Source organism: Spirulina sp. CS-785/01 (assembly GCF_028330525.1).
Lineage (GTDB): Bacteria > Cyanobacteriota > Cyanobacteriia > Cyanobacteriales > Spirulinaceae > JAQMSD01.
The window spans coordinates 16,904-28,130 of sequence record NZ_JAQMSD010000104.1 but is presented as its reverse complement, the minus strand read 5'-3'; the positions used below and the strand labels follow the sequence as shown (position 1 = coordinate 28,130).

Sequence of the window (11,227 nt, the reverse complement as noted above, 5' to 3'; positions counted from 1 at the left end):
TGGCTCAAGACCGCTCGGCTCGAGGAGGAGTCCATGCTAAACGTCTCAAAGCCGGTTGGGATGACGATTATCTTCTTAAAGTGTTGTTCGCATCCCCCCATCACCTCTCGCAATTATGAAGAATTGTGTGCGTTCGCCCTGTTTTAAAAAAGGGGTTGACTTGAACTTGACAAGGGGTTATATTTATAATGGGAAATAGAGCCGCACATATATATACCCTCTCCGCCAAAAATATAATCTTCTTCCCAGTCATCCTCCCCCAGTAATTCAGACTTCAATTACTAATTACTCTCCGGAAACTAGAAATAGCCTAAAATTAGCTAAAAGCGTTACAGGAATTAGGCACATTAGATAACATCAAAAAAACATCCTTTCTGGTGCGTCACGCTGTCGGTAACACACCCTACGGGATGCTCTCAATTGTTAATTTTTAATTGTGAAAAGCTTGCTGAATCACTCTATAATCCTCATGATTCCCTTTTAAAACAACATCGCAAACCAATCGGAACTCACTCCACGCGCCATCATCGCGGCAAATAAAGGAATTAAACTAAATCCTAATAACTCTCCCCGAATAATCCAACTTAACCGCTTCACTTTGGCTAACTCTAATTTCGGCGGCATTTTTGCTTGTAACTCTTTAACCCAAAGAATAAAAGAAATGGTTGGATAAAGAGAAATTGTTCCCACCACAATAAACAAGCCAATCTTAATAAAAAAAGCGGGGTTATTCATATAATAACTTGCCCCTTTCCCAAAATAGAGAACCCGCAAAACTCCTGTAATCAAAACCACCGTAGCAGACACCCCATACACAGCATCTGCGATGACAATTTTCCAGGCTTCCTTGAGAGTTAAGTCGGGTTTCAGGGTTAACCCTTCAATGGCCAATGCCCCAAAAGAGAGCATAAAACCGAGATAATGCAAATAAGCGGTTACGGTACTTGCCCACATGGTTATTGAACTGAATAGTAATTCAAACCTTTTTATTGTGCCATTAAATGGCTAAAAATATAGGTTATCTTAAATTGTCACCAATAGACGCTGGGGGGCAGATTGTCTGTAGTCCCCCTTGGAAAGGGCGCAAGCCTTGCGCCCTACGGAGAATTGATGAGGATAGAGAGATCACTAAAAATTTTCCGGTTCTAGGGTACTATTGCGAGAGGGAGTATAGATTTCTCTAGGGAAATCATCAGCCCGGATACAAGTATCTAAAGCCCGTTCTGAGGAGAGGGGGATTTCTTGGGTTAACCCCACCACACAGGCCGAAAACCGTTCGGGTAAGAGACTGCGACGACAATGATCTAATGTGGTGAGGGAAATGGGGTCTAGGGCTTTTTGTTCAGCATTGGTGAAGTCTTCATTAATATTATTAATCCTAGTGTTCTCATCGCGGACTTCTTTCACCAAGACATCGTAATGAATATCAACCACACAGTTGGCTAACTCAATGGGTCGTCTGACCCGAAAACAGGCAAATAGGGCGTATAGGGGGTCAATGGTGGTGAAATAGTCGATTTCGTCCACACAAAAGGAAAGGTCTTTGGGTTCTAGGGCTTCTGAACAGGCGATCGCAACTTGGTCCTCATCAATCTCCGTATTTAATAACTCCTCCGCACAAGCGCGAAACGCCTCAGAATCAAACTCATTCCGATAGCGATCGCTCCAAAGATTCAAAGCCAAACTCGGACTCGTCACCATCAGAGACATCACCGGAAACAAAGCCGTTAGACCCCAAAAAACCGTGCGTTGGATAAAATGCTGCAAAGGATATGTCATGGCGGATGGTCTAGTAATGGACAAAAAAACAGGGATGAGTCTCCCCATCCCTTCTGCTCAAAATAGTCAAGGAGAATCAATCCTTAGTATTCTGGCACAGATGAGTCAATTTCTCGACTCCAAGCCGTAATTCCCCCTTTCACATTAATTCCCTCAATCCCGTGATTCTTGAGAATCTCTAAGGCTTGAGCAGACCGTCGTCCCATCTTACAATGGGCAATCAAACGATGGCCATTGAGCAATTGTCTTACCTTCTCCACCCCAGGGCCCTGTTCAATCTCCGGCAGAGGCACTAACACCGCCCCCGGAATTTGGGCAATTTCGTACTCATTGGGGTTGCGAACATCCACTAAGACATAATCTTGGTTGGACTGGTCAAGAGTCGCCTTTAACTCCTGTACCGTCATTTCCGGGACACTTTGCTGCTGTTGCTCATCCGCCGCATTAGCTTCAGGAATGCCGCAGAACTGCTCATAATCAATTAACTTCTCAATCACAGGCCGTTCCGGGTTGGGACGGAGTTTCAACTCCCGAAACTTCATCTCTAGGGCATTAAACAGCAATAACCGACCGCTTAACGTGGTATCAGCCCCTAAAATGACCTTAATGGCTTCAGTCGCTTGAATTGTGCCGACAATCCCCGGTAACACCCCTAAAACACCGCCCTCAGCACAAGACGGGACCATTCCAGGCGGCGGCGGTTCGGGATATAAGTCCCGATAATTGGGACCCCCTTCATAATTAAACACCGTGGCCTGTCCTTCAAAGCGGAAAATCGACCCATACACATTGGGTTTATCCAACAACACACAAGCATCATTGGTTAAATAGCGAGTGGGGAAATTATCCGTCCCATCAATCACCACATCGTAGGGTTTAAAGATATCTAGGGCATTATCTGAAGAAAGACGGGTGTTGTAGAGATCAATTTGACAATAGGGATTAATCTCCAGAATCCGGTTTTTCGCCGATTCAATCTTAGGTTTACCCACCCAGGAAGTCCCATGAATGACTTGCCGTTGTAAGTTGGAATGATCGACCACATCAAAGTCCACAATCCCAATACGGCCAATTCCTGCGGCGGCTAAATAGAGCAGTAAGGGCGATCCCAGTCCCCCTGTACCAATACAGAGAACAGTGGCAGCTTTGAGCCGTTTTTGCCCCTCTAGCCCCACTTCTGGCAAGATAATATGACGAGAATACCGTTCGTATTCTTCTTTAGTGAGTTGAATTTCCTCTAGATTAGGATTTAGCATGGCGGATCGCGTTTACAAATAATTGGGAGTCTTTTGGTTTTGGGGTTAACCAAGGCTCAGAGGTATTATTTTACAGTGATTTTCGGTTTCAGGGAATAGGGGGTTGATAGTTGATAGGGGAGTCGGGAGATAGAGGAGATAGGGGAGATGGGGGAGATGAAGGAGATAGGGAAGATGAAGGAGATAGGGGAGATGGAGAAGAACCCATTACCCATTACCCAACCACCCGATTAATATGCTGGAGTAACTCGGTCATTTCTTGGCCATTGCAGATGACCTGATGGGTGGCTAATTCCGCTAAGAGGGGGTTGAGAGCGGTATTTTGAGCAGGGGTTTTGCGGTGATCTAAGACTAAGATGGGGGGAGTGGAGGGAATATCGACTAATTCCTGTAACCCGGTAATCCATGGGGGGGGAGAGTCCTCATCTTCGAGATTGAGAATTAACAAATCAACACTTTGGTTACGGATTTGACTGTGAATTTCTGGCCAAGATTGGGATAATAGACTTTGAAATCCGGCGGTTTGTAGGTATTGGGTTAAGGCATGAATAAAATTTTCTCCGGTGGGAGGATGCTGGGTAAAGTCCACCTCTCGCATGAGGGTTTCTTGGGGGAGGACGGGACTATTCCCGGTGATTAAAAGGTTGGGTTGGGGGGTAATTCCGGCGGCCACACGCATGACTTGTAAGAGGATGGCTAAATGAGGTTCGTCTAGGGGAATAAGACAGGGATAGACGGAGAGATCGGGGAATTGACTGGCCGCTTCGGTGAGTGGTGGGTCGAGGGTGACGAGGGGGAGTTGAGTAAGGGAGGGAGAGTTAAGGAGCGATCGCAAGTAATCTTGCGGCTGTTGCAGGTTTTTCCCGTTGAGTAACAAGAGATTAGGTTTCCACACCTTCGATAACAATTCCGCTTGGTCTAAATCATCGGCCTCTAAAATACGATAATTCAACGGGGACATTTGCTGACTCAAGGCCATACTAAACTCATCCACCGAGAGGGAAATGGCCTCCGGATGGTTAGCAGTGGGGGGAGTGAGGGAAAGAATGGTTAAATGTTTTTGGCTAAAGTGGGTTTTTAAGCGCAGTTGTGCCAATCTTTGCCGCAACACCGATTGTTTGACGGGTAAACTCAGAAACCCATCGGCCCCATTTTGGGTGGCCTGTTGTTGTTCGGCCCGGGTGGCCGTCACCACCACAGGAATATCTTGGGTTTTCGGGTCACTTTTGAGCAAGGTTAACACATCCCAACCGGAGAGTAAGGGCAGAAGGGGGTTAAGGAAAATGACTCTGGGTTGCACCTGGCGGGCTTTTTCTAGGGCTTCTGTCCCCGATCGCGCAATAATCACCCGATAGCCCATTTTCTGTAATTGACCCGTTAACCGTTCAATATACTGGGGAACGGCCTCAACAATCAGGGCCAGTTGATGGGGTTGGGATTGAGAGGTGGGATCAAGGGTCTGATTCCCTTCACTGGGGGGTCTAGGAGGCAAGAGGAGGGTAAATTTGCTCCCTTTCCCGACTTTGGAAATAAAAGAAATATCTCCCCCGTGGGCCCGGGCCAGTCGTTGGGTGAGAACCAGGCCGAGTCCCGTCCCTTCAAATTGGCGTGTGAGGGGGCTTTCCAGTTGTTGGAATTTTTGAAAGATTAAATGTTGAGAAGATTCTGGAATCCCGATCCCCGTATCCCAGACGGTGAAATCAATCCACCCTTGCCAACTACTCACTTTTAACCCCATTTGGCCGCCAGCCGGGGTAAATTTAATGGCGTTTTCTAACAGATGAATGAGCATCTGACGCAACCGCAGTTCGTCAGCAACGATGGTTTCTAACCCCGGTTCAATATCCAGTTCAAAGGCAATATTTTCGGCGTTTGACTCCTCCTCCTTGTGGTCGGGGGTGAGTTGTTGGAGGGTTTGTTGATAGGCGCGATCGCAAACCTTATACAGATCAACAGGCTCTAACGTCAGTTGCAGTTGTCCCGTTTCTAAGCGGGTCAAATCCAAAATATCATTGACCACACTCATTAACTGTCGTCCGCTTTGATAAATCAATTGAGCATAGCGAGACTGACGGGGGTTGAGTTCACCCAGTTTTTGGTCTTTCAATAAACTCGACAACCCCAAAACCGCCGTAAGCGGCGTTTTCAGTTCGTGACTAATACAAGAGAGAAACTCATCCTTGAGGCGGTTCAGTTGGACGAGATCAGCGTTTTTGGCCGTTAATTCCTTACAGAGTTGTCGCTGTTCAGTCACATCCGTGGCCAACACCAACCACAGAGGAAACTGCCCATGCTTTTGGGCAACGGGTTCAGAAAGCGTCAGTTGTAACGGCAGTTTCACAAACTGCCAGACTTTATTCTGGGGTTTGGGAAGGTTGGCCGTTTTACTCCCCTCATAAGCATTGCTTTGGGAGGCCGGAGACCGAAGGAAGGTGTCGTTGCTCTCCTCACCCACCTCCGGGTTTTGGGTATTACACCAGCGACTGAGCAACCGTTCTGCGGGGGATGGGGGGTCGGTTGGAGGAGTCCCCCCATAACCCGGTCTCATCCCAGCACTGTTGCCCTCGTAGAGTTCCCTGAGACTCTCCTCCCCCCCCTCACTCTCCGACCCAATTTGTTCTTGCCAAGTGCGATTTTGCTGCACCACCTGTCCTTGGTTATTCTGCACCATCAACGGGATGGGCAATTGTTCCAAGAGTTGGGTTAGAGACTCAAGGGTGGTTTCTGTGGTCTCCGAGATAGTTTGCGGGAATAGTCCAGGATATTGCATTTGTAGTTGTAGTAACTGCCAACTATCGAGCAGACCTCGATATTTCCCTTGGACATTGACGACGATGAAAAAGGGAAGCTCACGACTGACGGGGTTAGACCTTTGAACCGACTGGAGTTCTTCGTGGTCGGGCATCTCTGAAAGCAGGGGCAATGGCTGAATTAAGGTTTGCCAGTCCGCCAACAACTCGCCCCCCTCCCTGTCAGGGGAAAAATTGTCAGGGGAAAAATTGTCAGGGGAAAAATTGTCAGGGGAAAAATTGTCAGGGGAGAGATAATGCTCGCGGACTAACACCCCAAGAGGTTCGTTTTGGGGGGTGACAACTACGAGTAAGGGTTCACCGGATGCCTGAAACTGTTTCCAGACTCCTAGGGAGTCGGTTGTTTCTGGACAGACGGGAACAGAGCGCAGCAGTGGAGTTAGGGCAAACCGTAAATGAGGCATATCAAATTCTCTGAACCCTGCTTCACGCCTAGGTTTGGTAGCATGGAGGGGCAGTTGAGCCAAGGGACTCCAGTCTTGGCAACAGCCGATAACAGGTGTTCACCACAGAACCCAACCCAATAACCCAACTAGATTCCCCCCAATCCTGCGGCCATGATTACCAAAAGGATACAGTTCCATTATTGCTGTTCAATGGGGTTTTGTTGGGCTAGGCTTACAATTAATTACATTTCTTAGTCTCTTTAAACAACTGGATATCGGGGAAAAAGAGAAAATCTAATAATTTTCTCAGGGATATCAGGCCAGAAGCAAGTAATTTTATAGTATCTTAATAATTTGGAGCGATTCTTCTGATCCCAATGGACTTACCGTCTATTATAAAAGATAGAACCGTATAACCGAGTACCGCCCAAGCGTGAACTTCACTCGTCTAGACCTTTGAATTCCCAGTTGTCTATTTGCGTTTACACCAAAACTCACCATGTCACCAACACCTTGAAAACCTTGTTGAGTGGCCAATCTTCTGCGGAAGAATTAACGACCCATCCCTCTCAACCCTCGGCTCATCCCACGTCCGAGGAGATGCCCAACCGCTATCAATTTTACCAATTTGAGGATCAAAAGGAGTTCTTAGAATTTGTCGAACAGCATAAAGAAGAAATTGACTGCTTAATTTTGCAGAATGTGGAGTCGGAGTTAGGACTCCTGAACTATCTTTATGACCAAGGCATCCTGCTGCCCGTAGTGATCATTGAGTCGAAACAGTCCGCCAACGCCAACGCAGCATCTCCCCAACGTGACACTCCCCATGCCACTCATTATTTGTATCATACGGGGGAAGTCTGGTTACTGAGTACCCAACTCGAACAAATTGTTACAGCCATTGATAACGCGATCGCGCGATTCCTGCAACTAGCCCCCAGTAGTAACTTCCCCCTCCCCACTTCCCCTACCCAAACCCCCCAGGAAGAACGCAAACAAAACTTCCTGATGCTCCAACAACGTCGTCTCGCCGACAAACTGAAAGAACGTCTCGGCTATCTCGGTATCTACTACAAACGAAACCCCCAAGACTTTTACCGCAACCTCCCCCCCCAAGACAAACAACAACTCCGCCGCGAACTCAGCGAAGAATATCGAGAAATCATCATCAACTACTTCACCCCCGACTATCCCCTCAACCCCCTCATCGACCAATTTGTCAACCATGCCTTTTTTGCGGATATCTCCGTCTCGCAAATTCTAGAAATTCACATGGAACTCATCGACGCATTTGCCCAACAATTAAAACTCGAAGGCCGCAGCGAAGAAATCCTCCTAGACTACCGCCTCGCCTTAATTGACATCATCGCCCATCTATGCGAAATGTATCGTCGGTCAATTCCCAGAGAGAACATCCCCTTTGAACTGTTTGCGGCTAACGAGTAATCGCTCAAAACTACGTTAAACTGCTTACTTACCCACTATTGCTTAGACTCTATGAGTGTCTCCAAAAAAACCTACGTCCTCAAACTCTATGTAGCGGGTAACACCCCCAACTCAGCTAGAGCCTTAAAAACCCTGAAAAACATCTTAGAACAAGACTTTCAAGGGGTTTACGCCCTCAAAGTCATTGATGTCTTAAAAAACCCCCAACTGGCCGAAGAAGACAAAATTCTCGCCACCCCCACCCTCTCCAAAGTCTTACCCCCTCCTGTCCGTAAAATCATCGGGGACTTATCCGACCGAGAAAAAGTCCTCATTGGGTTAGACCTCCTCTACGAAGAAATCTCCGATAACTAACATTTACCTAACATTGTCTTGCCGTCCCCCTTACCCTTGACTCATCCTTTAAAACTTTTATTTATATAAAATTTTCTGATCAATGGCATTACCCAACTCAAATCAACAACCTGCTCCAGAAAACCGTCGTCGTGGAGTCCAAAAAATCCGCACCCTCATCGAAGGCTTTGACGAAATTAGCCACGGCGGAATGCCCATTGGTCGAACCACCCTCGCCAGTGGCACATCCGGCACAGGGAAAACCCTCCTCGCCATTCAATTCCTCTACAACGGCATTATCCACCTCGGAGAAGCCGGAATTTTTGTCACCTTTGAAGAATCCCCCACCGATATTATTACCAACGCCCGCAGTTTTGGCTGGGACCTACAAGAACTCATCGACGACGGCAAACTCTTTATTCTCGATGCCTCCCCGGACCCCGAAGGCCAAGAAGTCGTCGGCAACTTTGACCTCTCAGCCCTCATTGAGCGTATTCAATACGCCATTAAAAAATACAAAGCCAAGCGCGTCTCCATCGACTCCGTAACCGCCGTTTTCCAACAATACGAAGGCGCGTCCGTGGTGCGGCGAGAAATCTTCCGCTTAGTGGCCCGACTTAAACAAATCGGCGTGACATCCATTATGACCACCGAGCGCGTTGATGAATACGGGCCCGTCGCTAGGTTTGGCGTTGAAGAATTTGTCTCCGATAACGTGATCATCGTTCGTAATGTATTAGAAGGGGAAAGAAGGCGACGCACCATTGAAATTCTCAAACTGCGGGGAACAACCCACATGAAAGGGGAATATCCCTTCACCATTACCAAAGACGGCATTAATATTTTCCCCTTGGGGGCCATGCGACTGACCCAGCGATCGTCCAATATCCGCATTTCCAGTGGGGTGAAAACCTTGGACGAAATGTGCGGCGGCGGCTTTTTCAAAGATTCTATTATTTTGGCCACCGGAGCAACCGGGACCGGGAAAACCCTCCTAGTGAGCAAATTCCTACAAGAAGGGTGTCAGCAGGGAGAACGCGCCATTTTATTCGCCTATGAGGAGTCCCGGGCCCAACTCTCCCGCAATGCCAATTCTTGGGGAGTGAACTTCGAGGAAATGGAACGAAAAGGACTGTTAAAGCTCCTCTGTAGTTATCCAGAGTCGGCGGGGTTAGAAGACCATTTACAGATGATTAAATCTGAAATTGAAGAATTTAAACCAGCCCGTATTGCCATTGACTCTTTATCCGCGTTAGCACGAGGGGTGACAAATAACGCTTTTCGTCAGTTTGTCATTGGGGTGACAGGATACGCGAAACAGGAAGAAATTACGGGATTTTTCACCAATACAACCGACCAGTTTATGGGGTCTAATTCCATTACTGAGTCCCATATTTCGACGATTACGGACACGATTATTATGTTACAGTACGTGGAAATTCGCGGGGAAATGTCACGGGCGATTAATGTGTTTAAAATGCGCGGTTCGTGGCATGATAAAGGGATTCGGGAATATGCGATTAATTCCGGAGGGCCTGAAATTCGGGATTCGTTCCGCAATTACGAAGGCATTATCAGTGGTTCTCCCACTCGTATTGCGGTTGATGAGAAATCGGAGTTATCGCGCATTGTGCGCGGAGTCCGGGATAAGACGCAGGATGAATAATTGGTTGTTTGTTGTTGGTTGTTTGTTGTTGGTTTTAATGGGACTTTCTACTTTGTGTCCTTTGTGTCTTTGTGGTTCACCAATTACCCATTACCCATTATCACTCAGCCAGGAAATGGCATTTCTAATCCAATCTTCAGGAGAGGTATTTTTCAGCATTAAATTATCCTGACTTAATGCAGAGAGAGCTTGTTGAATTTCCTCGAATTCATACCCCAAGGCCAACAACGTCATCTCTACATCTTCTTGTACTTGGGGAGAGGGGGCAACCGGGGAGGAAACTGTGGGGACCCCCGCTTCTTGTCGCCACTGGGCCAACTTGGTTTTTAATTCTAGGGAAATGCGTTCGGCGGTTTTTTTGCCCACTCCTGGTGCTTTTACCAGTAGCTTGGTATTTCCTGTAACAATGGCCTGCACTAGATCAGTCAATCCTAGAGTATCAATTAACACGATCGCCAACTGTGCGCCAATGCCACTCACACTAATTAAATGGCGAAATAAATCTCGCTCTGGTGCAGTGCTAAACCCGTAGAGGATAATAAAATCATCCCGGACTTGTTGATGGGTGAAGACTTGCACCTCTTCATTGAGGGTAATTTGTCGCACGAAGCGGGAGGGGATTTGGATTTCGTAGCCGACCCCTTGTACCTCTAAGGTTAACAGAAAACGGTTGCTGAGGTTTTTGAAAATTGCGATCGCAATGCCGCGCAAATAACTAATCATCAGGGAGTGCAGTACAAAATAACTTAACGATTCTTCTCTTGTTTTAAATCAGAAATAGTGAACAATGCTTCAAAGTCCAACCCTTGGGCCCCATAAAATTCCCGGCCCCCCTGCTCTCGGTCTACAATAGCCAAAATCTGCTGCACCGCATAACCCGCATCCCGCAACCGTTCCACGGCCTTCATCGCTGATTTCCCCGTCGTCACCACATCCTCTAACACCACCACTCGGGCCCCTTGTGATAAACGCGGCCCCTCCAAATACGCTTGCGTCCCGTGGCCTTTAGCTTCCTTCCGCACAATCAACGCCTCCACCGGACAATTCTCCAACGCAGACACCACACTCACCGCAGTCACCAGAGGATCAGCGCCCAACGTTAATCCTGCCACAGCTTGGGTCCCTTGGGGCAGTCGCGCCAATAATAATTTCCCCAAACATAACGCTCCCTCTGCTCGTAGGGTGACTTCTTTCCCATTAATGTAGTAACTGCTCTTTTGTCCGGAAGACAGGGTAAAATCCCCCTCTTGATAAGCATAACGAAGGAGGAGATCAAGCAATTGTTGGCGGAGGGTTGTTTCGCTCATAGTCCCAAGGCAATAAAGTCCAAATGCTCAGTTTAGCAGGGATAGGGCGGAAGTGAATTGGGAGTCTTGCGATCGCAACCCAAGATGTCGGCGGCTGGAGCGGCCTCCAAAGCATCACCCCCTCCCAAGAACTCTCCGTAGGTGCAGCCATTACTATAGTCGTCGGCACATTCGTCTCTGGTGGCACACAAGCCACCAACTGGAGTCGTTTTGCCAAATCGGGTCAACAGTCAACAAACAACCA

General features: G+C 47.7%; 9 protein-coding genes and 1 pseudogene. 4 read left to right on the top strand and 6 right to left on the bottom strand.

Annotated elements, in window-relative coordinates; genetic code table 11:
* Window positions 1-480: 480 nt before the first annotated feature.
* The 4 genes from PN462_RS06245 to PN462_RS06230 all read right to left on the bottom strand — a co-directional run bounded on the left by PN462_RS06245 (window position 481) and on the right by PN462_RS06230 (window position 6,249).
* Window positions 481-954: a DUF2214 family protein gene (locus PN462_RS06245; protein WP_272127160.1), complete on the bottom strand. Its 474-nt coding sequence runs from the start codon at window positions 952-954 to the stop codon at window positions 481-483.
* A gap of 174 nt (window positions 955-1,128) precedes the next feature.
* Window positions 1,129-1,779, bottom strand: a complete 651-nt coding sequence (locus PN462_RS06240) for a hypothetical protein (protein WP_272127159.1) — start codon at window positions 1,777-1,779, stop codon at window positions 1,129-1,131.
* Window positions 1,780-1,862: 83 nt separating this feature from the next.
* Window positions 1,863-3,035, bottom strand: a complete 1,173-nt coding sequence (moeB, locus tag PN462_RS06235; protein WP_272127158.1) for a molybdopterin-synthase adenylyltransferase MoeB — start codon at window positions 3,033-3,035, stop codon at window positions 1,863-1,865.
* Window positions 3,036-3,249: 214 nt separating this feature from the next.
* The gene (locus tag PN462_RS06230; protein WP_272127157.1) at window positions 3,250-6,249 is read right to left on the bottom strand and encodes an ATP-binding response regulator; all 3,000 of its coding nucleotides are present in this window, start codon (window positions 6,247-6,249) and stop codon (window positions 3,250-3,252) included.
* Window positions 6,250-6,687: 438 nt separating this feature from the next.
* On the opposite strand from PN462_RS06230, the gene PN462_RS06225 reads away from it, so the two are divergent.
* The 3 genes from PN462_RS06225 to kaiC all read left to right on the top strand — a co-directional run bounded on the left by PN462_RS06225 (window position 6,688) and on the right by kaiC (window position 9,676).
* On the top strand, window positions 6,688-7,677 hold the full coding sequence (locus PN462_RS06225) for a circadian clock protein KaiA (RefSeq protein ID WP_443029082.1): 990 nt from the start codon (window positions 6,688-6,690) through the stop codon (window positions 7,675-7,677).
* A gap of 51 nt (window positions 7,678-7,728) precedes the next feature.
* Window positions 7,729-8,031, top strand: a complete 303-nt coding sequence (kaiB, locus tag PN462_RS06220; RefSeq protein ID WP_272127155.1) for a circadian clock protein KaiB — start codon at window positions 7,729-7,731, stop codon at window positions 8,029-8,031.
* An 82-nt stretch (window positions 8,032-8,113) separates the two neighbouring features.
* Window positions 8,114-9,676, top strand: coding sequence for a circadian clock protein KaiC (gene kaiC / locus PN462_RS06215; RefSeq protein ID WP_272127154.1), 1,563 nt, complete (start codon window positions 8,114-8,116; stop codon window positions 9,674-9,676).
* Window positions 9,677-9,766: 90 nt separating this feature from the next.
* On the opposite strand, the gene ruvA is transcribed toward kaiC, so the two are convergent.
* Window positions 9,767-10,399 carry a Holliday junction branch migration protein RuvA gene (gene ruvA, locus PN462_RS06210; protein WP_272127153.1) on the bottom strand — a complete coding sequence of 211 codons (633 nt, stop codon included), beginning with the start codon at window positions 10,397-10,399 and terminating at the stop codon, window positions 9,767-9,769.
* Window positions 10,400-10,422: 23 nt separating this feature from the next.
* Window positions 10,423-10,983 carry an orotate phosphoribosyltransferase gene (gene pyrE / locus PN462_RS06205; protein WP_272127152.1) on the bottom strand — a complete coding sequence of 187 codons (561 nt, stop codon included), beginning with the start codon at window positions 10,981-10,983 and terminating at the stop codon, window positions 10,423-10,425.
* 62 nt (window positions 10,984-11,045) lie between these two features.
* On the opposite strand from pyrE, the pseudogene PN462_RS23415 reads away from it, so the two are divergent.
* Window positions 11,046-11,210, top strand: a pseudogene (locus tag PN462_RS23415) (cytosine permease); the annotation flags it as partial.
* Window positions 11,211-11,227 lie beyond the last annotated feature (17 nt).

What these genes read in the sequence shown, in the direction of transcription:
- PN462_RS06245 (WP_272127160.1), bottom strand. Translation starts at nt 954, where the DNA reads ATGTGGGCAAGTACCGTAACCGCTTATTTGCATTATCTCGGTTTTATG.
- PN462_RS06240 (WP_272127159.1), bottom strand. Translation starts at nt 1,779, where the DNA reads ATGACATATCCTTTGCAGCATTTTATCCAACGCACGGTTTTTTGGGGT.
- moeB (WP_272127158.1), bottom strand. Translation starts at nt 3,035, where the DNA reads ATGCTAAATCCTAATCTAGAGGAAATTCAACTCACTAAAGAAGAATAC.
- PN462_RS06230 (WP_272127157.1), bottom strand. Translation starts at nt 6,249, where the DNA reads ATGCCTCATTTACGGTTTGCCCTAACTCCACTGCTGCGCTCTGTTCCC.
- kaiB (WP_272127155.1), top strand. Translation starts at nt 7,729, where the DNA reads ATGAGTGTCTCCAAAAAAACCTACGTCCTCAAACTCTATGTAGCGGGT.
- kaiC (WP_272127154.1), top strand. Translation starts at nt 8,114, where the DNA reads ATGGCATTACCCAACTCAAATCAACAACCTGCTCCAGAAAACCGTCGT.
- ruvA (WP_272127153.1), bottom strand. Translation starts at nt 10,399, where the DNA reads ATGATTAGTTATTTGCGCGGCATTGCGATCGCAATTTTCAAAAACCTC.
- pyrE (WP_272127152.1), bottom strand. Translation starts at nt 10,983, where the DNA reads ATGAGCGAAACAACCCTCCGCCAACAATTGCTTGATCTCCTCCTTCGT.